The organism is Pedobacter sp., from assembly GCF_035566355.1.
GTDB lineage: Bacteria > Bacteroidota > Bacteroidia > Sphingobacteriales > Sphingobacteriaceae > Pedobacter.
Window position 1 is genome coordinate 1 of record NZ_DATMRL010000448.1, and the last position, 24,388, is coordinate 24,388.

26 protein-coding genes and 1 pseudogene are annotated in these 24,388 nt (G+C 41.0%); 12 read left to right on the top strand and 15 right to left on the bottom strand.

The annotated features are described in order from the left end of the window. The 5 genes from VNZ46_RS17195 to VNZ46_RS17215 form a co-directional block, all read left to right on the top strand. Positions 1-1,469, top strand: a 1,469-nt coding sequence (locus VNZ46_RS17195; protein ID WP_325561280.1) for a DUF5915 domain-containing protein, incomplete at its 5' end; no start/stop codon positions are given. Positions 1,470-1,474: 5 nt separating this feature from the next. Then, entirely contained in the window at positions 1,475-1,858 is a 384-nt protein-coding gene (locus VNZ46_RS17200; RefSeq protein ID WP_199076627.1) for a TraR/DksA family transcriptional regulator, read from the top strand. Beyond that, the gene (locus tag VNZ46_RS17205) at positions 1,858-2,460 is read left to right on the top strand and encodes a lipoprotein signal peptidase (protein WP_108550814.1); all 603 of its coding nucleotides are present in this window, start codon (positions 1,858-1,860) and stop codon (positions 2,458-2,460) included. The genes VNZ46_RS17200 and VNZ46_RS17205 overlap by 1 nt, the downstream gene beginning before the upstream one ends. Before the next feature lie 88 nt (positions 2,461-2,548). After that, positions 2,549-3,256, top strand: coding sequence for an SIMPL domain-containing protein (locus VNZ46_RS17210; protein WP_325561281.1), 708 nt, complete (start codon positions 2,549-2,551; stop codon positions 3,254-3,256). Between the two features lie 117 nt (positions 3,257-3,373). Further along, positions 3,374-3,688, top strand: a complete 315-nt coding sequence (locus VNZ46_RS17215; RefSeq protein WP_108551727.1) for a hypothetical protein — start codon at positions 3,374-3,376, stop codon at positions 3,686-3,688. Positions 3,689-3,797: 109 nt separating this feature from the next. Here VNZ46_RS17215 and serS read toward each other — a convergent pair whose 3' ends face one another. After that, complete coding sequence (gene serS, locus VNZ46_RS17220; protein WP_325561282.1) at positions 3,798-5,069, bottom strand: serine--tRNA ligase; 1,272 nt, start codon at positions 5,067-5,069, stop codon at positions 3,798-3,800. A 48-nt stretch (positions 5,070-5,117) separates the two neighbouring features. Between serS and rsmI the strand changes: the two genes are divergently transcribed. Genes rsmI through VNZ46_RS17240 form a run of 4 tightly spaced genes read left to right on the top strand, consistent with a single transcriptional unit; the run spans position 5,118 to position 8,754 of the window. Then, on the top strand, positions 5,118-5,831 hold the full coding sequence (rsmI, locus tag VNZ46_RS17225) for a 16S rRNA (cytidine(1402)-2'-O)-methyltransferase (RefSeq protein WP_325561283.1): 714 nt from the start codon (positions 5,118-5,120) through the stop codon (positions 5,829-5,831). A gap of 26 nt (positions 5,832-5,857) precedes the next feature. Further along, positions 5,858-6,511, top strand: coding sequence for a PH domain-containing protein (locus tag VNZ46_RS17230; protein ID WP_325561284.1), 654 nt, complete (start codon positions 5,858-5,860; stop codon positions 6,509-6,511). A gap of 7 nt (positions 6,512-6,518) precedes the next feature. Further along, positions 6,519-8,105, top strand: a complete 1,587-nt coding sequence (lnt, locus tag VNZ46_RS17235; RefSeq protein WP_325561285.1) for an apolipoprotein N-acyltransferase — start codon at positions 6,519-6,521, stop codon at positions 8,103-8,105. A 7-nt stretch (positions 8,106-8,112) separates the two neighbouring features. Beyond that, on the top strand, positions 8,113-8,754 hold the full coding sequence (locus VNZ46_RS17240; RefSeq protein ID WP_325561286.1) for a Pr6Pr family membrane protein: 642 nt from the start codon (positions 8,113-8,115) through the stop codon (positions 8,752-8,754). Here the strand turns inward: VNZ46_RS17240 and VNZ46_RS17245 are convergent. Both VNZ46_RS17245 and VNZ46_RS17250 read right to left on the bottom strand, forming a co-directional pair. Next, positions 8,746-10,386: an NAD+ synthase gene (locus VNZ46_RS17245; RefSeq protein WP_325561287.1), complete on the bottom strand. Its 1,641-nt coding sequence runs from the start codon at positions 10,384-10,386 to the stop codon at positions 8,746-8,748. The two genes, VNZ46_RS17240 and VNZ46_RS17245, sit on opposite strands and share 9 nt — an antisense overlap. A gap of 3 nt (positions 10,387-10,389) precedes the next feature. Continuing rightward, positions 10,390-11,103: a porin family protein gene (locus VNZ46_RS17250; RefSeq protein ID WP_325561288.1), complete on the bottom strand. Its 714-nt coding sequence runs from the start codon at positions 11,101-11,103 to the stop codon at positions 10,390-10,392. Between the two features lie 26 nt (positions 11,104-11,129). Between VNZ46_RS17250 and gldB the strand changes: the two genes are divergently transcribed. Continuing rightward, positions 11,130-12,158: a gliding motility lipoprotein GldB gene (gldB, locus tag VNZ46_RS17255; RefSeq protein WP_325561289.1), complete on the top strand. Its 1,029-nt coding sequence runs from the start codon at positions 11,130-11,132 to the stop codon at positions 12,156-12,158. 7 nt (positions 12,159-12,165) lie between these two features. Continuing rightward, a complete protein-coding gene (locus tag VNZ46_RS17260) occupies positions 12,166-12,948 on the top strand; it encodes a patatin-like phospholipase family protein (protein WP_325561290.1) in 783 nt (260 codons plus the stop codon). Positions 12,949-12,951: 3 nt separating this feature from the next. Here the strand turns inward: VNZ46_RS17260 and VNZ46_RS17265 are convergent, their stop codons facing one another. From VNZ46_RS17265 to VNZ46_RS17295, 7 genes are all read right to left on the bottom strand, one after another. Then, positions 12,952-13,665: a 2-phosphosulfolactate phosphatase gene (locus tag VNZ46_RS17265; RefSeq protein ID WP_325561291.1), complete on the bottom strand. Its 714-nt coding sequence runs from the start codon at positions 13,663-13,665 to the stop codon at positions 12,952-12,954. A 15-nt stretch (positions 13,666-13,680) separates the two neighbouring features. Then, complete coding sequence (gene gcvT, locus VNZ46_RS17270; protein ID WP_325561292.1) at positions 13,681-14,760, bottom strand: glycine cleavage system aminomethyltransferase GcvT; 1,080 nt, start codon at positions 14,758-14,760, stop codon at positions 13,681-13,683. A 39-nt stretch (positions 14,761-14,799) separates the two neighbouring features. Then, positions 14,800-15,990, bottom strand: coding sequence for a glycosyltransferase family 4 protein (locus VNZ46_RS17275; RefSeq protein WP_325561293.1), 1,191 nt, complete (start codon positions 15,988-15,990; stop codon positions 14,800-14,802). 93 nt (positions 15,991-16,083) lie between these two features. Continuing rightward, positions 16,084-16,686 carry a ribonuclease HII gene (locus VNZ46_RS17280; protein WP_325561294.1) on the bottom strand — a complete coding sequence of 201 codons (603 nt, stop codon included), beginning with the start codon at positions 16,684-16,686 and terminating at the stop codon, positions 16,084-16,086. A gap of 28 nt (positions 16,687-16,714) precedes the next feature. Beyond that, positions 16,715-17,803, bottom strand: coding sequence for an ABC transporter permease (locus VNZ46_RS17285; RefSeq protein ID WP_325561295.1), 1,089 nt, complete (start codon positions 17,801-17,803; stop codon positions 16,715-16,717). Further along, positions 17,800-18,930 carry a glycosyltransferase family 2 protein gene (locus VNZ46_RS17290; RefSeq protein ID WP_325561296.1) on the bottom strand — a complete coding sequence of 377 codons (1,131 nt, stop codon included), beginning with the start codon at positions 18,928-18,930 and terminating at the stop codon, positions 17,800-17,802. The genes VNZ46_RS17285 and VNZ46_RS17290 overlap by 4 nt, the downstream gene beginning before the upstream one ends. Then, complete coding sequence (locus tag VNZ46_RS17295) at positions 18,908-19,885, bottom strand: hypothetical protein (RefSeq protein WP_325561297.1); 978 nt, start codon at positions 19,883-19,885, stop codon at positions 18,908-18,910. The genes VNZ46_RS17290 and VNZ46_RS17295 overlap by 23 nt, the downstream gene beginning before the upstream one ends. A 42-nt stretch (positions 19,886-19,927) precedes the next feature. Here VNZ46_RS17295 and ruvC point away from each other — a divergent pair, with 42 nt between their 5' ends. Next, positions 19,928-20,497, top strand: a complete 570-nt coding sequence (ruvC, locus tag VNZ46_RS17300; protein WP_325561298.1) for a crossover junction endodeoxyribonuclease RuvC — start codon at positions 19,928-19,930, stop codon at positions 20,495-20,497. 56 nt (positions 20,498-20,553) lie between these two features. Here the strand turns inward: ruvC and VNZ46_RS17305 are convergent, their stop codons facing one another. The 5 genes and pseudogenes from VNZ46_RS17305 to VNZ46_RS17325 form a co-directional block, all read right to left on the bottom strand. After that, positions 20,554-21,402: a DUF4349 domain-containing protein gene (locus VNZ46_RS17305; protein WP_325561299.1), complete on the bottom strand. Its 849-nt coding sequence runs from the start codon at positions 21,400-21,402 to the stop codon at positions 20,554-20,556. Between the two features lie 146 nt (positions 21,403-21,548). Continuing rightward, positions 21,549-21,764, bottom strand: a complete 216-nt coding sequence (locus tag VNZ46_RS17310; protein WP_108551692.1) for a hypothetical protein — start codon at positions 21,762-21,764, stop codon at positions 21,549-21,551. 59 nt (positions 21,765-21,823) lie between these two features. After that, positions 21,824-22,606 (bottom strand): 5'-nucleotidase, lipoprotein e(P4) family, encoded by a 783-nt coding sequence (locus VNZ46_RS17315; RefSeq protein ID WP_325561300.1) that lies wholly within the window; start codon positions 22,604-22,606, stop codon positions 21,824-21,826. Positions 22,607-22,715: 109 nt separating this feature from the next. Beyond that, positions 22,716-23,594 carry an ATP synthase F1 subunit gamma gene (gene atpG / locus VNZ46_RS17320; RefSeq protein WP_133783404.1) on the bottom strand — a complete coding sequence of 293 codons (879 nt, stop codon included), beginning with the start codon at positions 23,592-23,594 and terminating at the stop codon, positions 22,716-22,718. A 26-nt stretch (positions 23,595-23,620) separates the two neighbouring features. Next, positions 23,621-24,388 (bottom strand): annotated as a pseudogene (locus VNZ46_RS17325) (F0F1 ATP synthase subunit alpha); the annotation flags it as partial.

Consider the following 24,388-nt stretch of genomic DNA (forward strand, 5'->3'; position numbering starts at 1 on the left):
ATCAGACCCGTGGATGGTTTTATACCCTGCATGCCATCGGCACCCTGGTTTTTGATCAGGTTGCCTATAAAAATGTAGTATCTAACGGACTCGTACTGGACAAAAACGGACAAAAGATGTCCAAACGCCTGGGCAATGCCGTAGATCCTTTCAAAACACTGGCAGAGTACGGACCAGATGCGACCAGATGGTACATGATTTCCAATGCGAATCCATGGGACAACCTGAAGTTTGACACAGAAGGTATTGCAGAAATTCGCCGTAAATTCTTCGGTACTCTATACAACACCTATGCATTCTTTGCACTATATGCCAATATCGATCAGTTTGAAATAGACCAGAACAATCTGACACCAGTTGCCGAACGCAGCGAACTGGACCGCTGGATCTTATCCTTATTACAAACGCTGATTGCAGAAGTTGACGAAAGCTATAATTCTTACGAACCGACAAGAGCCACAAGGGCTATCCAGGCTTTTGTAGATGAACACCTGAGCAATTGGTATATCAGATTGTCGCGCCGCCGCTTCTGGAAAGGCGAAATGACTGCTGATAAAAAAGCCGCTTACGAAACCCTGTATACCTGTCTGATGAGTGTAGCTCAAATGATGGCACCAGTAGCGCCTTTCTTTGCAGACTGGCTGTTTCGCAACCTGGCTGTAGCAGATAAAAACGCTGCTGAGTCCATTCACCTGGCTTTATGGAAAGAGGCAGAGACATCGCTTATAGATACGGCCCTGAACGAACGGATGCAACTTGCACAGGACATTTCGTCTATGGTATTGTCACTCCGTAAGAAATCCGGCATCAATGTTCGTCAGCCTTTAGCCAAGATCCTTTTACCTGTTCTCGACCAGAAATTTGCAGACAAAGTAGAATTGGTGAAAGAATTAATTCTATCCGAAACGAATATTAAAAATATTGAGTATATTACTGACACTGCAGGCTTCATCAAGAAAAAGATCAAACCTAACTTTAAAGCCCTTGGACCAAAAGTTGGCAAAGATATGAAGCTGGTAGCCGAGGTCATCAATAACCTGAGCCAGGAGCAGTTGGGACAGTTTGAAAATACCGGAGAATATCTGATCCCGGGTACCGATTATCTGATCCAACTGGCCGATGTAGAGATTATTGCCGAGGACATACCAGGATGGCAGGTGACCAATCTGGGCAGTTTAACTGTTGCCCTGGATGTAACCATTACTGAAGAATTGAAACAGGAAGGCTTATCCAGAGAACTCATTAACCGCATCCAGAATTTGAGAAAGGAACTGAACTTTGAAGTGACGGATCGAATTACCGTGAGTTTACAAAAGGATAATTTGATCACCGCCGCAGTAGAACAAAATAAACAATACATTTGCTCGGAAATTTTAGCAGATGACATTAATTTAACAGAGAATATAGACAAAGGAAACAAAATCGTAATAGATGATGTTGAATTACTAATTTCGATTGAAACACAATAATTATTATGGAAAAAACTGAGAAAACAAGGTATTCTGATAGTGAGTTACAGGAATTCAAAGACCTGATCCTTGACAAATTACGTATGGCGAAAGAAGAATTCCTGTCTTTAACCAATTCATTAAGTAGCCCGAACTCTAATGGTACAGAAGACACTTCCGGAACATATAAGACTTTAGAAGACGGTTCTGCCACTTTGGAAAAAGAGCAGATCAATCAGTTAGCTGCCCGCCAGAAAAAATTCATTGAAAATCTTGAAGCTGCCCTGGTACGCATTGAAAACAAAACTTATGGAATTTGCAGGGAAACCGGTAAACTGATCCAGAAAGAACGTTTACGTGCCGTTCCTCATGCAACCTTAAGTATGGAAGCTAAACTGAAGCAGGCATAATGAAAGGCTATACCAAACCTTTACTAATTATTTTTTTAGTATTGCTTATAGACCAGGCGGTAAAAACCTGGATCAAAACCCATATGTACATTGGCCAGGAATTTAAAATCCTGGGCAATTGGTTCATTATACATTTCACGGAGAACAATGGTATGGCCTTTGGTCTGGAATTTGGCGGGGAGTTTGGTAAGCTGTCTTTATCTTTATTTAGAATTGCGGCTGTAGCTGGTATTGGCTATGGCCTGCATTATCTCATTCAGCGCAAATACCACAGAGGCCTGATTTTAAATGTAGCCCTTATTTTTGCCGGAGCACTGGGTAATATTATTGACTCTGTGTTCTATGGCAAAATCTATGGCTATGCAGGTCTGTTTCACGGCCGTGTGGTTGATATGATGTATTTTCCTATTCTGGAAGGCGTCTTCCCAAAATGGGTGCCCATCTGGGGCGGGGAAGATTATATTTTCTTCAGACCCGTGTTTAACATTGCAGATGCCGCTATTTCTGTGGGCGTAATCTTAATCCTCGTATTTCAAAAAAGCTATTTCAAAGAAGAAATTATCGAAGAAATAGGCCCTAATAATGAGATCGTTGAAGATTAATCTATTCTTTTTTCTTTTATCCTTATGGAATTGGTATGATAATTACATCTGAATATTAAACACATAAAAGAAATTAATTTATACCATTATGAAAAGATTATTAGCCCTTGCCTTTGTTGCCTTGTTTAGTATGAGCGCCATGGCCCAGCAAGTAGATATGAGAAGAAAGATTTCCGTTAGCGGTTCTGCCGAAACAGAAGTAACCCCAGACATTATCTACTTGAGCATTTCATTGAAAGAGTATCTCAAAGACAACAACAGTAAGAAAAAAGTAGACATCACTACGCTAGAAAACCAGTTATTCAACGCCATCCAAAGTGCTGGCATACCAAAAGAGAATCTGATGATCAACAACCTCTCCAGCTATAATTATGCAACGGAGAAAAAGAAAGATCCGGATTTCCTGGTGAGTAAACAATATCGTCTGAAAGTAACAGACTTAAACAAGTGGAACGCAATTATTGGTGCTGTTGATCCAAAAGGAGTTGCCTATACCAATATTGAAAGCTATGATTACTCTAAAATTGAAGTTCTAAAGAAAGAGCTAAAAATTAAGGCCATTCAGGCAGCCAAAGCCAAAGGCACTTATATGGCAGAAGCGCTTGGCGACCATTTGGGAAGTGCGCTCGATGTACAGGAAGTAAACAATGAAAACTATCCTCAGCCGATGTATCGTTCCAATGTTATGATGAAATCTGCTTATGCCGGTGATGCCGCAGAGTCTGCAGCCCCGGAAATCGATTTCAAGAAGATCAAACTGAATTATGTAGTGAATGTAGTATTCGAATTAAAATAATTGATCTGAACACTATACAGTATTGATAAGAATTTATGCTTATTTATTAAATAACAAACCCGCCAACAACTTGGCGGGTTTTTTGTTATAATATACATAACCCTTAAAAATAAACTTATGAAGAAAATTATTTACTCGCTTGCCCTAGTCTTTATGTTGGGGATTAGTGCAAACACTGTAATGGCAGCTGGGAACAGAGATAAGAATAAAACAGAGCTTACAGCTGAACAGCAGGTGGAACTCAAACGCATCACCGATCGTGTGGAAGAAATCAAACACATGGACAAATCAAACCTTTCCAAAGAAGAACGAAAGGAACTGCGTAAAGAATTGAAAGAGATGAAAAAACATGCGCGCGCTATAGGCGGAGGTGTTTATCTTTCTGTTGGAGCGATCATCATTATTATTCTTTTATTGATCCTGATCCTGTAGATCAAATTACCGGAGATTATTCACCTAAATATATCTATCAGTAAAAAGGCCTTATGCATAAGCAATAAGGCCTTTTTCTTTAGGTTCAATCTTACAGACTGAATAAATATTAATCAATCAGATCAAATCCGGTATATTTCACCAAGGCCTCCGGAATACGGATACCTTCTGGAGTCTGGTAGTTTTCTAAAATAGCAGCTACAATACGTGGCAAGGCCAAAGCACTTCCATTTAAGGTATGTGCAAGCTGGGTTTTACCTGTATTTCCTTTATATCTCAGTTTTAAACGGTTGGCCTGATAAGTCTCAAAGTTGGATACAGAGGAAACTTCCAGCCAGCGTTGTTGCGCGGCACTCCATACTTCCATGTCATAGGTCATTGCAGAAGTAAAGCCCATATCTCCTCCGCATAAGCGAAGTACCCTGAAGTGCAGACCGAGTTCCTTTAATAAGGACTGTACATAAGTGCTCATCTCTTCCAGCACCTGGTAAGATTTGTCGGGATGGACAACTTGCACCACTTCCACTTTATCAAATTGGTGCAATCTATTTAATCCTCTTACATGTGCACCATATGAACCTGCCTCCCGACGAAAACAAGGCGTATAAGCCGTATTTTTAATCGGAAGATCTTCTTCTTTTAAAATAACATCTCTGTATAAATTCGTTACGGGTACTTCTGCTGTTGGAATCAGATACAAGTTATCTACTGTAGAATGATACATCTGCCCTTCCTTGTCTGGCAATTGTCCTGTTCCGAAACCTGAAGCCTCATTAACCAAATGAGGAACCTGCATCTCTCTGTACCCCTCTGCAGTGGCGTGGTCCAGAAAAAAGTTAATCAGCGCACGCTGCAGGCGGGCACCTTTACCCTTATATACAGGAAATCCTGCCCCGGTAATTTTAGTTCCCAGTTCGAAATCTATAATATCATATTTGGAGGTCAGCTCCCAATGTGGTAAAGCTTGCTCATGCAATACCGCAGGTTCACCATATGTCAGCACCACTTCATTCTCTTCTGGTGTAACTCCCGAAGGAACCAAAGGTCCAGGCAAATTAGGCAATTGAACCAACAGATTGTGCAATTGCAGCTCTATCGTACTTAACTGATCAGACAGCTGCTTGATTTTATCTTTATTTGCAGTAGTTTCCGCTTTAATCGCATCAGCTTCCTCTTTTTTTCCATTGCGCATCAGCTCACCAATTTGTTTGGCACTGGCGTTGGCAATAGCAGAAAGGTTATCCAGCGAAGTTTGAGTTTGTCTGCGTTCATCATCAATTTGAATGATTTCATCAACCAGTTCAACCTGTTTAAAGTGACGTACACTTAAGCGTTCTAAAACTTTCTCTCTATTTTCGCGGATATAGTTAACTTGCAGCATTATTTATAATATTTTAAACAAAGATAACAAGAGTTTAGAGAGAATAACATGGAAGGTAAACTATTTCTTGTACCAACGCCCATAGGTAATCTGGAAGATATGACTTTCAGGGCCGTCAGAGTCCTAAAAGAAGCAGATGTTATCTTAGCAGAAGATACCCGTACCAGTGCACCATTACTTAAACATTTTGGCATTGATAAAAAGGCTTATTCTCATCATCAGCATAACGAGCACAAGGCGACCTCTGAGATCATTAAATTCCTGAAACAAGGACAGAAGGTGGCGCTCATTTCAGATGCAGGTACGCCAGCCATATCAGACCCTGGCTTTTTCCTGGTGCGGGAAGTATTGAAAAACGACCTGCAGGTAGAGTGTCTTCCGGGAGCTACAGCATTTGTACCCGCCCTGGTCAATTCCGGTTTACCCACAGACGCTTTTGTTTTTGAAGGCTTTTTACCTGTTAAAAAAGGCAGGCAAACCCGTTTTAAAAAACTTGCGGAAGAAGAACGCACCATTGTATTATATGAAAGTCCTCACCGTTTATTAAAAACACTGGAAGAGTTTGGCCAGTATTTTGGGGAAGAAAGACAAGCCTCGGTAAGCAGGGAATTGACCAAGTTGTATGAAGAGACCGTAAGGGGTACCGTGGCAGAGATAAAATCACATTTTGAAAACAATATTTTAAAGGGAGAATTTGTAATTTGTGTGGCAGGTAAGCCCGAAACTAAAAAGACAAAGGCAGATGGCCGCGATTACAAATAGTTATTTAACCTAATCAAGAAGAACAAATGATATTAATAGATAGATTTTTAAGTGATGAACAAGATCCTAAAGCCGTAGAAAAGGTTCTGGGAAAACTAAATGATATACTCACCAGCAATGAGGAACTGATCTACCTGGCCGTACAAAAGAAACCTGCGGTCAATTTGTTGCCAGACTGTATTGCCGTGAGCAACAAACGTATCTTTTATTGTGAGCCGGCCAATTTTGGGATAACGATGAAATTCACAGATATTTCCTGGAAGAGCATAAAAGAAGTGTCCTTTAAAGAAGAATTGTTTGGTTCAAAATTCATTTGTGTACCGCAGCAAGGTGAAAACATCATCACTGAATATATCCCTAAAACGCAAGCCAGGAAATTGTATCAGGCGGCCTATGAGCAACTGGAAAACTTTAAAGAAGAACAGAGAAAATCTGATATAGAAGATAAACGGGCTGCTGTTTCTCCGGTGACTGTTAATGCTCAGCCACAGGGAATCGCAGATTTCAGTCATATTGAGGAAGCTGTTGTGGTGCCTGATCCCGCTCCGGTTGTCCATGTTGAAGAGCCCGAAGATGAGACTACACTTAAACTCAGAAAGCTTAAAACGTTATACGATAAACAGCTGATTACCCAGGAAGAATATGAAGCGAAGAAAGCAAGCATTTTAGATAGCTTTTAGTCATCCTATGAAATCCAAGACCTTTCTCCTGCCAGCTTTATTAAGTGCGTTCTTAATGTGGCTGGCCTGGCCCCCTATTCCCTATACCACCCCTTTACTCCTGGTTGGATTGGTTCCACTCTTATGGGCTATCGATTACATCCGCCAGTCTGACGCTTCAAAGAAGGGCAAAAAAGTATTTTTAACTGCAGGCCTTACCTTCCTGGTTTGGAATACAGCCAGTATTTATTGGGTATACAATGCCATAAGCGCAGTAAACAATGCTTTTGTGGCTTTCCTGATCTCTTTAATCCCCTATGGACTGGGCGCTTTACTGATGACCTTTGCCTTTTGGCTGTATTACAGACTGAGCGTTGTTTCCAGTAAAAAGATCGCTTACTTTGGTCTGATCTCTTTTTATATTGCGATGGAATACCTGCACCAGACCTGGGACCTGGCCTTCCCATGGATGACACTGGGCAATGGACTCGCAGGTATGCATCAGTTGGCACAATGGTATGAATATACGGGTGTATATGGAGGATCTCTATGGATCCTGGCCAGTAATATCCTCGCCTTTGAAGCCTATAAAGTTTTTAAATCAAAACTAACCGGCTATCCAAAATTCAGGCCCGCATTCATTTGGGGTCTATTTATAATTCTCCCAACCGCACTTTCCCTGACAAAATATGTTCAGTATAAGGAGAAACCTGTCCCGGTAAATGTAGTGGTGGTACAGCCCAATATTGATCCCTATCAAAAGTACGAGAGTCTACCGGCCAATGAGCAGCTGCAAATCCTGGCCCATTTATCTGATTCAGTTGCCCAAACCAATACAGAATATTTTATCTGGCCGGAAACAGCTATTCCCCGTTATGCCGATGAAGACCGTATCCGGGAGAATCCAGACTTCCTTACTGCACAGCGTTTTCTGTACAAGTACAAAAATGCAAGTCTGATCACAGGAATTGAGAGCATCAAGAGAAATGGCGACCAGGTTAGCAGTTTTAATGCGGCCATGCAGCTGGAAAACTCGGCCAATGTGCAGTTTTACCACAAATCTAAACTCGTACCCGGCGTAGAGAAGATGCCTTTCCCTGGTGCTTTATCTATTCTGGGACCTGTATTTGATGGTTTTGGAGGAACGGTTGGTGGCTACAAAGGTCAGGAAGATCCAGGTGTATTTTATTCCTACGGAGGCATCGGCGCCACACCAGTAATCTGCTATGAATCCTTATGGGGCGACTGGATTGGAAAGTCTGTGAAAAACGGTGCTCAGTTTATCGCTATCATCACCAATGATGGATGGTGGGGCAATACTTCCGGAAAAGACCAACACTTCCTCTACGCAGGATTAAGGGCCATTGAAACCAGAAGATATGTTGTTAGATCTGCAAACACGGGTATTTCGGGTTTCATTAACCAAACCGGAGATGTGGTTAAGCAAAGCAAATGGTGGACCAGAACAGCCCTTAAAGCGGATATCAATTTGAATGATGAGATCACATTTTACACCAAAAGTGGTGATCTGGTTGCCAAGCTGTTCAGCCTTACAGCAATATTCTTCGCGCTGATCATTCCTTACAGAAAGTGGGGCAGAAAAAATAAACACTGATCGAAAAATGAAAAGATCAAATATAGACACCTTATTTCTGAGCATCATTGTATTACTCAGTTGGTTTGCCATCGTACTTCAATTTGATCTTACCCTGATCAACAGACAGCTTCCGCTATTGCAGAGCATCGCTAAATTTTTCAGTTATTTCACGATCTTAACCAATATCCTGGTGGCTACAGCGTTTTCTTTTATCCTCTTTCGCCCCGCATCCCGATGTGGCAGGTTCTTTTCCAGTAACAAGGTTTTGACGGCAACGACCGTCTATATCATAGTTGTTGGAGCCATTTATAATGTAGTTTTGAGGCCACTTTATAGTCCCCAGGGTTTAAACAGGCTTGCAGATGAACTTCTGCACGCAGTTGTCCCTCTAATGACTGTGGTGTACTGGATCTGTTTTGTGGATAAGAAAACACTTAAATGGTCGGATATGTGGCCCTGGCTACTCTATCCACTTGTCTACTTCTTTGTTACACTTCTTGCCGGAGCCTGTGGCGCAAGCTACCCTTACCCCTTTATAGATGTAACACAATTAGGCTATGCAAAAGTGCTGATCAACTGCTTAGGTGTGGCAGCACTCTTTATCGGATTATCTTTGCTGATGATTGCGATAGGAAAAATACCCGGATCAAAAAAAGAACTAGGATAAATACTTTCCTACTATAGGCATTCTTCTTCCCATACCAAATGCTTTTGGTGATACTCTTAAGATCGGTGGTGTTTGATAGCGTTTAAATTCGGCTGTATTAACCATTTTAATGATCCTGCGTACCAATGCTTCATCAAATCCCTGGGCTATAATGGCAGCAGAACTTTTCTTCAGCTCTATGTACTGAAACAAAATCTGATCCAGGATATCATAATCCGGCAAAGAATCCGAATCTTTCTGACCTGGCCGAAGCTCTGCTGAAGGCGGCTTTACAATAGAGTTTTCAGGAATGACTTCAGCATCTTTATTGATATAGCGGGCAAGCTGATAGACCTGAGTCTTATACACATCGCCGATAACGCCAATGGCACCGCACATATCTCCATACAAAGTACCATAGCCTACTGCACATTCGCTCTTATTAGAGGTGTTCAGTAAGATATAACCAAATTTATTAGACATGGCCATCACCACAATTCCACGGCACCGGGCTTGTATGTTCTCTTCAGTAAGGTTAAAAGGCAAATCATGGAAAGCAGGGGCCATCATCTGATCAAAAGCATCTGCCGCCTCCTTAATAGGAATGATCTCATGCTGACAACCAATGTTTTTCACCAGATCTAATGCATCCTGTACGGAATGGTCTGTAGAATACTTAGAGGGCATCAGTACAGCCATAACATTTTCGGCACCAAGGGCACGGCAAGCCAGTGCACATACGATTGCAGAATCAATTCCGCCAGACAGACCCAATACAGCCTTTTTAAAACCGGACTTTTCAAAATAGTCTTTGATGCCAAGAAGCAATGCATCGTGGATCTGTTCTATATCAGGTACCGGCCGATGCTCCAACGGCTGGAGGTGCTGAATATGTTGATCTTTAAATTCATATAAGCCTATCACTTCTTTAAAGTATGGAAGCTCGTCGAGCATTTGACCCTTTGCATCAAAAACCATAGAGCCCCCGTCAAAAATAATCTCTGTCTGCGCGCCAACCTGATTCACATACAACAACGGTAATTTATATTTCCGGGCATTCTCTGCCAGCACCACAATGCGTTCATCATCATGGCAATAAGAGAAAGGAGAGGCTGCAATATTGATCATCAAATCCGGCTGCTGCAGAATCAGTTCATCCATAGGGTTGGAAACATATAATGGATTATTATTAATGTTCCACAGATCCTCGCATATGGTAAGCGCAATTTTTTTTCCTTTAAAAGGTATACATTCAAAACTGGTGGCTGGTTCAAAATAACGGTATTCATCAAAAACATCATAGTTGGGGAGCAATGCCTTTCTGACAATGCTTTTGACCTGACCATTTTCAATAAAATAAGCCGCATTGAACAGATCTTTACCTGCAAGCTGTTCATTCTTTACAGGCAAACCAATGATACAGGCAATGTCTGTACAATGTTCTGCAATTTTTAAAGCAGCCTGCTCACAAAGAGCAATGAACTCTTCAAATTCCAGGAAGTCCCGTGGAGGGTACCCGCAAACAGCTAGTTCTGCAAATACCACCAGATCTGCCCCTTTTTCTTTAGCTTGACCAAGATGTTCAATAATTTTATGGGTATTGGCCTCAAAATTTCCAATATGGTAGTTCAGTTGAGCGAGTGCAATCTTCATGTTTTAAAAGAATATTCCGAAGTTCAAGGCAATATAATGGTTCTTTACGCTTCTGTCACCATCTTTAACAATATTGGTAAATCCGTTATTATAGGTTAAACCTGCAGTAATACTGGTGTGGGTATCGACGTCAAATTCACCGCCACCGCCCAGGATCAGACCTGCACGATAAAAACGGGTAGAAGATTTGATATTCTGGTTCGTCACGATACCTTTACCGCCGCTTTCTGCATCCTGCCTGGCACCAATATTAAAATCGTTAGACAAACCAAACTGTCCGTACCATCTCAGGTCACCAATCTTATTGGTTTTAAGTTTCACGGTAAGCGGCAACTCCAGGTATTGGAGTTTATATTTTAAATCATACGCAGTAGCGGCTGTAGTATTTGCATTTTGTGCATATAATCTTGGGTTGATTTCAGTGCTTTTCCCGTTAATAGTGGTCACGGTAATACCGGTGGCCAGGCTATAGTTTTCGGCAAAATTAAAATCAGCCAGAAGTCCGTAAGAAAAGCCTAAACTGGTACCATTGCCTTTTCCGTTTTCTGCCTTTATCCATCCAAAAGTTGGATGTGCAGTTAAACCAAGACGAAATCCGTAATCCATAATTGGAGCATTTTGGGCAAAAAGAGGACTGGCGGAAACAAGTAAAAAGAGAGAAAGGAGTATTTTTTTAATCATTGTGGTTGGTGTTAGATACAGATGCTGTAATTTCATGCTTGATCTGGTTATATTTGCTCTAAATGAGATATAACGTAAAACATCCCCAAATTTATCTATTTTTTCTGTTAGCGCTTGTTTTTTTTTCTTGCCGGCAGTCGAAAAAGCCCGATGTAAGCCAGATTAAGCTTGACATTCAGATTGAACGTTTCGATAAAGATCTTGTGCAGTTTAAAAAACAGGGCACTTTAAAAGCAGATGAGTTATTGAAAAAAAAATATGGCCCTTTTTACGACGATTATATTCACAGGATGATCGGAACCCCCGATTATACCGGAGCGCAGATTCTGGATACCCTTTATCAGGACAAGGCTTATACAGACCTCAGCAAGGAAGTAGACAGCGTATTTCCTTCTCTGGCATCCCAAGAGCAATCGCTTAGCCAGGTTTTCAAATACATCAAATACTATTATCCTAATGCCCGGGTACCGAAGTTCATCTCATTCATTTCAGGCTTTGCCGTACAAATGCCCATCGGCGACAATTATATGGGCATAGGGCTGGATATGTTCCTGGGCAAGGACAGCCAGTTCTACAGGGCCATTGTGAGCAGTGTCCCGGTATACCTTTCCAGGAGGTTTTCACCGGAATACATCAGTCCGAGAATAGCAGAAACTTACGCCAGAGAAGAACTCTTTCCTGAAAAGGAAGAGAACAGAAGTCTGATCTCCAAAATGGTCTATAGTGGAAAGATCCTTTATTTTATGGATAAAGTACTGGACGATCAGGTTCCCGACGAAGTAAAGATCGGCTATACTCCAGAACAGTTAAATTGGTGTAAAAAATACGAGGGCAACATTTGGGCTTTCTTCATGGAAAATGAATTGTTATTTAGTACAGATTACCCAAAAATGCAGGTATTTCTCAGTGAAGGGCCTTTTACGCCCGGCATTGGAGAAAAAAACCAATCTGCTCCGAAACTGGGCATCTGGACGGGTTGGCAAATTGTTAGGAAGTATATGGAGAAAAATCCGGAAATTACGCTGCAGCAACTGATGGAAGATGATGATGCGCAAAAGATATTAAGCGCTTCAAAGTACAAACCTAAATAAGAAATTAATGGCAAAGATTGGTATCGTTTTATCCGGCGGGGGAATCAGAGGAATAGCGCATCTTGGGGTTTTAAAAGCATTTATAAATGCGGGTATCCGCTTTAGTCACATTAGCGGCACCAGTGCCGGTTCTATTGCAGGTGCTTTTTACGCCGCAGGTATTGATCCCGAAGAAGGCTTTAATATTTTCACAAAAACCAAATTACTACGTTTTGTAAGACCTGCAGTGGGCTCTCTTGGATTGATCAATATTGAGCATACTTCTGACCTGCTGAAAGAATATTTCCCTGAAAACAGCATAGAGAAATTAAAAATTCCCCTTACCATTGCGGCAACAAATTTTAGTGAGGGCAAACTTGTCTATTTTAACAAAGGTCCGCTGATCCAGGCCATTCAAGCCTCCAGCTGTATTCCCGGTATCTTTAAACCCATTATGATCGGTGGTCAAATGTATGTAGATGGCGGCATTCTGAATAATTTTCCGGTGGAGCCCTTAATGAAGGACTGTGATTTCATCATTGGATCGTCCTGTAACCACCTTAAGGAAGTAGACAAAATTACGGGGATTACAGCCTTGATGAGCAGGGCTGGCATTATGTCGATTAACAAAGATATGGAGCAGAAATCTGCTTTTTGTGATGTGCTGATAGAACCCAAGGGTATGGGTGAAATCAGTACTTTTGACATGAAAAAAGCGGAAATCATTTATTGGCTGGCCTACGAAGAAACCCTCAAGACCATTAAACACAATGAGAAACTGCGGGCGCTCATGAACAAACCGCAGATTTAATTCTTATTTCAAAAGAACCAGCCGCTCTCCCTCCAAAACGGGAATGGCTTTACAAAGGTCCAGCTGCAAACAGAATTTAACATCTTCCTCAATGTTTAATGCAGCCAACCGATGGCTATGAGACGACTTTGCAATGTACTGCCTAAGGTCTTCTTTAGCCAAAATATAGAGGTCTTCAGCGGCAACACTGGAGTCATCGAAATGATCAAAGTTTGCTTTCAGCTGATGAACCACTGCCCCTGCAAACAAGGTGTCCTCCAGATTAAACTGATCTTTCCATCCCGCGCAAAGCAGTAATACATTTTTATCCTGCGCTTTCAGCCAGGTACACAATACTTCCAGGTTCAAAAAAGAACCGATCACCACTTTAGAAGCGCGTGCTCTGGCCAGATGTAATGCCTTGGTTCCGTTGGTTGTGGTCAGCACAATCGTCTTGCCTGCCACCTTTTCTTTGGTGTAAGAAAATGGGGAATTGCCGAAGTCGTAACCTTCAACCACTTCCCCATTTCTTTCCGCCGCCAGTAAATAACCCTTACCTGAAAAATTCAGGCAGTCTTCCACTTGTGCTACGGGTATAATGGCCTCAGCCCCATTGTCAATACCATATACCATAGATGATGTTGCCCTTAAGATATCAATGACAACAACTATACTCTCTTCAATTGCATATAAATCCAGTAAAGCCGGAGTTAAACAAACTTCAATTTTCCTTTGCATCTATGGTTTGGTGATCTATTTATAAAATGGGAACTTAACGACTTTAGCTTTTATTTTAGCATTACGGATATGGATATAGATTTCGGTGCCTTCTTTGGCTTTATCCAAGTTCACATAGCCCATTCCAATCGCTTTTTGCAGAGAGGGAGATTGTGTACCTGAAGTTACTCTGCCGATCACTTGGCCAGCTTCATCCACAATTTCATAGTCATGACGTGGAATACCTCTGTCTATCATTTCAAAGCCAATCAGTTTCTTTTGGATACCCGCTTCTTTCTGCGCCTGAAGAGCCTCAGAATTGGTAAAAGGCTTTATAAATTTAGTGATCCATCCCAGACCGGCTTCAATTGGAGAAGTGGTATCATCGATGTCATTTCCATATAAACAGAAGCCCATCTCTAAGCGAAGGGTATCACGTGCACCAAGCCCGATTGGCTTAATACCAAATTCAGCACCTGCTTCAAAAATAGCATCCCAGATGGCGTATGCTTTGTCGTTTTCAAAATAGATCTCGAAGCCGCCAGCACCTGTATATCCTGTTGCCGAAACAATTACATTATCAACTCCTGCAAACACGCCCTTCTTGAAATTATAATATTCCATAGAAGCGAGGTCAATATCTGTCAATTTTTGTAAGGCTTCTGCTGCTTTTGGTCCCTGTATAGCCAAAAGAGAGGTTTTATCGGAGATATTGTGCATTTCTACACCCTCTGTATTGAATTTTTGGATCCAGTTCCAGTCTTTTTCAATATTGGAAGCATTAACCACCAGCATATAGGTTTTATCATCTATGCGGTACACCAAAAGGTCATCTACAATTCCACCTTGTTCATTTGGCAAACAAGAATACTGAACCTTTCCATCATACAGTTTAGATGCATCGTTACTGGTTACACGCTGAATAAGGTCAAGGGCTTTCTCTCCTTTCAGGATAAATTCACCCATATGGCTTACATCAAAAACACCAACTCCGTTTCTTACCGTATTGTGTTCGGCATTAATGCCTTCGTACTGAACAGGCATATTGTATCCTGCAAATAGCACCATTTTAGCGCCCAATGAAATGTGTTTATCTGTTAATGCGGTATTATTCATACTTTTTATATAAAAATGGTGGCCAAAAGTACACAATTTTTACACATTTATAAGCCGCCTGTAGATATTCACCATTCCTTCTGTAATTGTAGAAATATCGTAATTACGTTCGGCAGTTTTACGTGCATTTTCTCCAATTTCACGCCATTTGTTAGGATTGGTAATACATTGTAAAATGGCCCGGTAAAACTCGTCAGGTGTATTTGCAATCAGGATATCCTTTCCATTTTCGCAGGTGATCCCTTCGGCAGCCATCGTTGTGGCGATAATACATTTTCTCATGGCCATCCCTTCTATGATCTTTACCCGCATCCCGCTTCCGGACAACAGAGGAACAATCATAATGGCTTTGGAATTGATAAATTCAACCGCATCGAGAATTTCTCCTTCTACCACCAGATTCTCTGAATCATAGTCAAAAAACTGTTGCTGCATATTCTTTCCTGCAATATAGAAACGCAGCTCACTGTTTAGTTTTTCAATATCCGGCCATATTTCGTCCAGGAACCATTCCAGTCCCTCCTTATTTGGCCGCCAATCCATTGCCCCCAAATGAAAAAGGGTAGCAAAGCTCGTCTTCGAAGGATCAGTAACATATTTATCAAAATCCAGCGCTACAGGAAACACATCAAGACTGGTTTCGCAACCAAACCGCAGAATACTCTGTCTATCCTGTTCACTGATGGCGAAAATCTGGTGAAACCTGTTCATCTGTTCCGTCTCGTAAGATTTCAGTCGCCTGGCCAAAAATTCCAGATAACGCCTTCTTGGTCTGAACCTTTCTGTATAGGCAATGCGTTCCCATACATCAAATACAATATTATGTGCACGGTAAATGATCTTTGCCTTGCTATAGGCCTTCACCGTATCCAGATAAGGAACCACAAAAAGCCCCTCAAACTGAATAATATCAAACTCTGTTTCTCTTAAAATATTCTCCAGCAACTTGGCTGCATTATCATCAAAATAACGGGAAACATTATAGGACTGGTTAGAAAATACGTTGAATATCGCTCCCCAGATATTAACCTCAGTATCGATATCATAAGAGTAAAATTTTACGCCGTCATAAATCGGGTCATAAATATCATCCACGTCCACCCGGTGTTTATTGGTGTTGATACTAAACAAGGTAACGTCTACGTCGTGCCTGAGCAATCCCTTTATCGTGTTGTAAACAACGATAGGATATCCACTATTGGGTGGAAACGGGACCCGGTATGTTAGCATCAATACTTTCAATAGTGTGAAAATACTAAATTAAGTGGACTAATTTCGTCACAGAAAGTAGTTTTTTAGCAATTTTAGAAGGAAAATACGGCCTTAAAGGGCAAATAAATCCAGTTGTGGGTGACTCACCGTAAAACTTTTGCGGTGGTATGGCGTTAAACCCAGTTCTAAAGATGCCGTACGATGAGCAATTGTAGGATATCCTTTATTCTGATGCCATTGATATAAAGGATATTCTTCCCCTATTTTAACCATGTATTCATCTCTATACGTTTTAGCCAATATAGAGGCGGCCGCAATATTTAAATATTTACCGTCCCCTTTGATGATGCAACTATGCGGAATCTCAGGATAAGCTTTAAACCTGTTCCCGTCGATACTTAAATACTTTGGCGCAATGTTTAACTTTTCAATTGCCCTGTGCATGGCAAGAAAGGAAGCATTCAGGATATTGATCCGGTCTATTTCTTCATTATCTACAGAAGCCACAGCCCAGGCAAGCGCCTCTTTTTCTATGATGTGCCTCAACCGCTCACGCTGTGAATGCTTCAGCATTTTGGAATCTGTCAGTTCACCAGCCACAAAATCTTTGGGCAAAATCACAGCTGCGGCAAATACCGGACCTGCCAGACAACCTCTTCCAGCTTCATCGCAGCCAGCTTCCAATAATTCTTCCTGATAACAATTCAATAACATTCCGCAAAGTTAATGATTCGAGTTTAAACTAGACCGTTACATTTTCTGACTTTACATCAAAGGCATCTCTTAAACCTATAGCCAGCAAATTGAAGGCATAAACCGTCAGCATAATAGCAAGACCTGGCAAAACAGCAAGGTAAGCCGCATCCATAATAATATAACCGTAATGCTCTTTAATCATTCCGCCCCAGCTCGGCATAGGTGCCTGCGCACCAAAGCCCAGAAAACTAAGTCCGGATTCCAGCAATATCGCAGACGCAAAATTAGCAGAGGCCACGACCAGAATTGGTCCGGCAATATTGGGCAAAATATGTCTCATAATCGTTCTGGATGTAGAGAACCCCAAAGCTTTGGATGCCTCTACAAATTCAACTTCTTTTAGAGCAAGCACTTGTCCTCTAACCAAACGAGCCACGTCTACCCATGTGGATAAGCCAACGGCAATGAAGATCTGCCAGAAGCCCTTTCCTAATGCAAAAGATATAGCAATAACCAACAATAACGAAGGTAGCGACCAGATCACATTCATAAACCAACTGATGAGCGCATCTACCTTGCCACCAAAATATCCGGCCAGAGCTCCAAGGCTAAGCCCAATGCAAAGAGAAATCAATACTGCGACCAGGCCCACCGACAGCGAAACCCGGATCCCCAGGATTAACCTGCTTAAAAGATCTCTGCCATACAGGTCTGTGCCCAGCCAAAAAGTCTGTGTATAACGGTTATTTCCCTGGACCAATGGATAAACAGTTTCTTCCGCACGTTCATCGTCGCCAATATATTCTCTTGCATATACTCTATTGCCCTTCTGACGGTACGTGGTTACGGGGATACTCATAAAATCCACCGGTTGTCCATACAGCATTTTTTCCAGAAAGTTTACTTTTTTCACATCTGTCTTTTTACTGATGATCAGAAAGTGAAAAGTCCTTCCTGGCTTTTTATTGCTCAGCTGCAGATGCATGGTATTGGCCATCGGGCTTTGGTCTGGTATAACCAGGTAACCTAAAATACCCAAAAGAATCAGCAGCCCTAAAAAGAATAATCCGCAAAAGGCCAGTTTGTTCCTTTTGAATTTTACCCAGATCTTTCCTGAAGGACTGTGTTTACTCATTTCACCATTCTTCCCTTCCAATTGTATTTTCCGGAATTACCGGCAACGCCAATAAAAATAATATAAAGGATATGCATCAGACTTAGTGCAGGCATAAGGGCAAGTAATTCTCTTCGTTTCGCAAATCTGGTTACGTCCCACAGAAACAAAAATTCAAAAACAATTTTAATCAGCAACTGAACGAGAGCAACTTTAAAAAACAGACCGACAAACAGGCCGGCAACAACATTGGCCAGGATGCTCAGGTTAAACAACCAGACAAATACACCAAGCACAATGATCGATTTATTTTTATACCGGGTACTCTTTGAAGCCCAACGTTTCCTTTGCTGGATAAATTCGGACATATTGGGCTTTGCAAAAGTATAGACCATGGCATCATAATTTCTAAGGAATCCAATCTTTTTTCCATATCTGGCCGCCATTTTATGGAGCAGCAATTCATCATCACCAGAAGCCAGATCGTCTATACCTTTAAATCCACCCACCTCATAAAATGCATCCCTTTCATAAGCCAGGTTCGCACCATTACAGGTAGAAGGTTTTCCATTTCCAATGGTGGAGGCGCCAAGGCCGATCAGATAAAGAAATTCCAGCGCCTGTGCACGCTCAAAAAAACTTTGTTCTTTGAAATAGACCACTGGCGAAGAGATCATTTTGTAATCATGCTCTTCATAATAACTTACAATTGTTTTTAGCCAGTCTGGACCCATCCTGCAGTCTGCATCGGTAGTTACAATCAGTTTTCCTGTTGCCCCGCTTATGGCCGTTTGTATGGCCTTTTTCTTATAGGAGTTTAAAGCCTTGTCTTCATTAAGAATGATTAGTTTTATATCCTTGTAACCAGTAATGATTTCTACGGTATTGTCTGTTGAATGGTCGTCTATAAAAATAATCTCCAGCAGGGCCCTGTCATAATCCTGCGCCAGCAAATCTTCAATGGTATGAGATATGCTTCCGGCCTCATTCCTGGCAGCAACAATAACAGATACCGGGGTAGTACATTTCTTTGTGGATACTTTGTAGGGCATTAATTTATGCCAGCCCCGAATAAAAGTAACAACGACCAGGACATAATTGATGGTCAGAATAGCAGAAAAATAATTAGGTACGTTGAGTATTTCCAAAAAAATTGAGTTTAAAAACGAAATAAGAGCCTAATATAGCAGGAATTATAATATTTATAAGCCAAATGCTCGCAGTACACGCTACCACTGCTGTATTTTGATCTGTAATATACTTAAAGAAAAACAATGCCGTAACACTTCTTATTCCGATATCAAAGAGATCAAGTGAGGGTAAGGAAGACTGAACAAAGAACAATATACAAACCATCATCATGATGTCCGCATAATGCAAACCAGGAATCAACCAAAAGAACATCACAAAATATTGGGTGCTGAACACCAGATAACGTGCAAGACAGAATAGTAAGATTTTTAAAAGTTCCAGTTTTTTATACCGGGCAAGCACTTTATAAAATCTTTTATACTTTCTTGTAAAACGAATAGATAGTAAAATACCATTCAGCCACCTGATGTTAAAGAAGAAAACCAGAAAAAACAAACTGAAAGTACCTGCCAAGGCACAAAGGGCAAAAAACAAACGGTAATCAAGAAGATTAAATTTATAAATAAATGCACAAATGGCAATAGAACCAAAAACATTCGTGAGCACCAGCTGACCGATATTTCCTACAGCCATCGCCACCACGCCAATGATCCTTCTTTTGGGTGAGAGAAAAAAGACACGTCCTCCATACTCACCGATCCTGTTGGGGGTAAATACAGCCCAGGTCAGGCCACAGAACACAGATTCTATTGCTTTCCAAAGGCTTATCTTTTCTATACTGCTCACTAGTCTTTTCCACTTTAAAGCCTCAAGGCCCCAATTTACCAGCATAAGCAGCACCACCACAGCCAGAATAATTTCCATTTGATGTTCGGGCATGCCCTTGATCAACCTGCCAAAACTTTTCAGGTCATTATTCGTGGTCAGCTTAATATAAATGAACCAAAATGCAAAAACAACAATTGCAATTTTAATGAGGTAAGAGAATATTTTTTTATACTTCGATGTCAAACTTTTTATTTTACTGTCTGCAAATATGCTTAATATTGTTCTATGTTGGTGGAAAAAAAGGAAAGGGTTATATTAGGGATTGATCCCGGAACGGCTGTAATGGGTTACGGGGCGATTCTGGAAAAAGGCAGTAAAATGGAACTGATTACGATGGGCATTGTGCGCATGGAACACCTTGATGATCATTTCTTAAAGCTCCAGCGCATTTTCGAGAAAACCATTCATTTGATAGATGAATATAAGCCTGATGTACTGGCTATTGAGGCCCCCTTTTATGGAAAGAATATACAAGTTATGTTAAAATTGGGCCGGGCTCAGGGTGTTGCCATGGCTGCAGCGCTATCCAGAAATATTCCGGTTACAGAATACGCACCCAGAAAGATCAAACAATCCATTACAGGAAATGGAAGTTCTGGCAAAGAACAGGTGGCTGCTATGCTGCAGAGACTCTTAAATTTCAAAGAAACACCCGAATTCCTGGATGCAACTGATGGATTGGCTGTGGCTGTTTGTCACTCTTTTCAAAGAGTGCCTAGTGGAGGTAGCGGCAAAGCTAAATCTTATTCGGGATGGGCCTCTTTTGTTCAGGACAATAAAAAGAGAGTAAAATAAAATGCCCCCAATCATTTAGACATTGATTAGAGGCATTTTAAACTTGCTTTTTTAAACTAAGCACTCATTAGTTTTTTCTTCCGGCGGTAATGTCTGAACACAAAATACCCGGCCCCAGCCAAAAGGATCAGTACCCATAAATTGGTCAGAATCAAAATAAACTCCTTAAAGATTAGCCAGCCATTCTGGATTCCCAGCCAAAACCGGTTCATGAATGCCGGACGGTAATCATATAAATCATCATTTCCAACCACCAGCCTCTGCACTGTATTGTCCTGATAAAAGTTTAAGGTAATTGTACTGTACTTTACCCGACTGTCAATCGTCTGATTCTGGATCTTTTTATCCACATAATCATCTTTAATTTCTAAGGCAGTTTCTACATTATTGCTTTTCTTATTTGCATGCTTATTCAACTGCTGAACAGCTTCCACCCTATTCCTGTTTTTTAAAGCATTAGATAGATAATTCATGCTCTGATCGTCTAGTTTGAGCGATTGCTGATCAACAAATACCGCCATTTTAACCACTTTATTGGTAAAATCATCGAGCTTATCCGAAGGAACTTTAGCAACAACCTGTCCTTCTTTTCTGTAAGAAGTTAATTCCAGAAGAGAATCGGCTGAATACTTCGCTTTTTCTGTGCGCATGATATTGCTCTGAACAGTAAATTCCACAATCATACCACCTTCTTCTTTTACGGAATTACTGAGTTTCTCTTTTACCGTCTGTACATCTTTCACCCGGAAACGCATATCGGCGGTTTTTATGATCTTATCACTCGCAACAGTATCTGCCGAACTTTCTTTTAAAGCTTCTGTTGTATCCGCTGATTCCATTTTATTACTCCTGTTACAGCTCCAGATGGCTATGGTGATCACTGCAAAAAACAAATACTTTTTCATAATTATAAAGGTTAGATTTCCCCTTAATACCCCGATACAGAAAAAGTAACCTATACCTCATCAGAGACTACAAACGTCTGAAAACAAAAAATCCTCACTGGTGTGTAAACCAATGAGGACTTCCTGTTAAAAAATGCCTGATATGGTTAGGCAGCTAATATTTTAAATACTGCTTTGCAGCAGATAAATGCACCTACAAATAAGATTACCCATGAAATGATGGATAAGGTTGAAGAATCACCAGCAAAACGAAGGTATACGCCTAGGATACTGACAATGATACCCACCACCAACAATTGATATATTGATGTCTGGTTCGCTGTTTTCATGCTTTCTGTATTGTGTTTTGGTGTTTGCTCCATGTTAAGTTTTATTTAATGCACAAAAATAAAGATTAATTCATTAAAATAAAGCACATTCCTTAATAAGTTTTTAATCCGTCCATCCTTTGTTTGGAACGATCATTTTCTTTAAGGTCTTTTCCTCTATAAAACTGTTTCTCCCAATCGCCATACATTGGATTAGGCAATACAATATATTTCGTTCCAAATAGTGGCCGGGCACGATCTACTTCTTCTTTGGTGTCTTTATTCTCCCGGTAAAACACATTCGAAAAATCACTCAGGTTGTCTCCGCAAAGCAAAAGTATGTTATATGTTTCCATTACCTTTTGTCTTCGTGGTTCCTTATCAGAAGTACCGCTTTTCAATACCAGATGTGCATCATCAGCATAAGGAAAACCATGGTCCTGCAGATTTTTAAGCGTTCCGTTGTGCTCTGTTACTTCCCGGTTGGTGATATAAAATACCTCTACATTTTTAGATGCTGCATATTTTAAAAAACCCAATGCTCCAGGAACCGTGTCTGCAGCTCCCTTACTCGTCCAGTTTGACCAGTCAGCAGCATTATAGCTAATACCACGCTTTAATTCTGTGCCTTGAAAAGGAGAATTATCCAGCACCGTCTCATCTATATCGACAACCACACAATTCTTCTTAGTCGTATCGGCAAGTTTCATTTGCTCCGAAAGAGACAAACGGGCAAAATTATATGCCTGGAAAGCAAGTGCCCGGTATTCACCGGAACGTTGCTGCCATAAAATTGACGTGGTGTAATCACGGGCACCCCCAGCAGGATTTTGCTGAGCCAGCAGGGCCAGCGGCAATAAGAAGAGCGCAGTTATAGAAATCAATCGTCTTTTCATCTATTTATTTTATTTTTCCAAAATTAACCAATATCGGCAAGTAGACTATAATTAAAACAAAAAAGCCCCTATCAGATCGATAAGGGCTTAATACTATGGTCGGTTAAACTTATCCGTTTAATGCAGCTGCACCACTCACGATCTCTGTAAGCTCTGTCGTAATAGCAGCCTGACGGGCCTGGTTGTAAGAAAGTTTTAAGGCTTTCAGCAAGTCACCGGCATTTTCTGTTGCTTTATCCATAGAAGTCATACGTGCACCATGTTCCGAAGCATGTGAATCAAGTACAGCTTTGTACAGCTGGATCTTAATCGACTTAGGGATCAATTGTGCCACAATTTCTTCTTGAGAAGGCTCCAGGATATAATCTACATTTGAAGCTTTTACCTCAGTTGTATCTGCTTTAGGAAGCGGTAATAATTGTTCTGTAGTTACAAATTGAACAGCGGCATTTTTAAAGCGGTTATAGATCACCTCTACTCTGTCGTATTCCCCTTTTTTGAAACCATTCATGATGGAATCTGTAATTTTAGTTACGTTCTCAAAGGTCAGGGCAGAATAAACATCATTATTATTACCAATAACGTTATAGCCACGCTTTTCGTAAAAATCCTGAGATTTCTTACCAATAGCAACGATGCTCACATTGCCGTTTTTGTATTGCTCACTGTACTTCTCTGCGATCAGGTTATTGGTGGCTTTAATCACATTCATGTTAAAAGCTCCCGCAAGACCACGGTTGGAAGATACCACAACAATTAAAACTTTGTTAGGCTCACGTTCCTGTATAAAAGGCGACGAAGATCCTTCCAGACTCGCTGAAAGATTTCCTAAGATCTCTTTTAGCTTTGTAGCATAGGGACGTAATTGTATAATAGCATTGGTCGCACGCTTCAGCTTTGCAGCCGAAACCATTTTCATAGCTTTGGTGATCTGCTGTGTAGACTGTACCGATGATATGCGTATTCTTACTTCTTTTAAATTAGCCATTCTTTTTTATCTTCTGCAGCGCAATTTTAGTATTTACCTGCTAATTCCTTAGCTACTGTTTCTAATACACCAGTGATCTGATCATCCAGTTTACCAGCTTTTAAAGCTTTTAAAGTATCTGCATGACGTTGCTCCAGCTGTTGTAAAAATTCTGCTTCAAATTCTCTGATTTTGTTTACAGGAACTGTACGCATTAAGTTTTTAGTACCAATATAGATAATAGCAACTTGTTTCTCTACAGTCATTGGAGAGAACTGTCCTTGCTTAAGGATTTCCACGTTACGGGCACCTTTATCTAAAACAGATTTCGTTGCCGCATCCAGGTCAGATCCGAATTTAGAGAAAGCCTCCAATTCACGATATTGTGCCTGATCCAATTTCAATGTACCAGCTACTTTCTTCATAGACTTGATCTGAGCGTTACCACCCACACGAGATACCGAAATACCTACGTTGATCGCCGGACGAACCCCTGCGTTAAACAAGTTAGATTCTAAGAAGATCTGACCATCAGTAATTGAAATTACGTTGGTTGGGATATAGGCAGAAACGTCACCAGCCTGAGTTTCGATAATTGGAAGTGCAGTTAAAGAACCACCACCTTTTACTTTACCTTTTAACGACTCAGGCAAATCGTTCATGGCTTGTGCAATATCATCATTCGCGTTGATCTTTGCAGCACGCTCTAACAAACGACTGTGCAGATAGAACACGTCTCCAGGATAAGCCTCACGGCCCGGTGGACGACGAAGTAACAAAGAAACCTCACGGTAAGCTACAGCTTGTTTAGACAA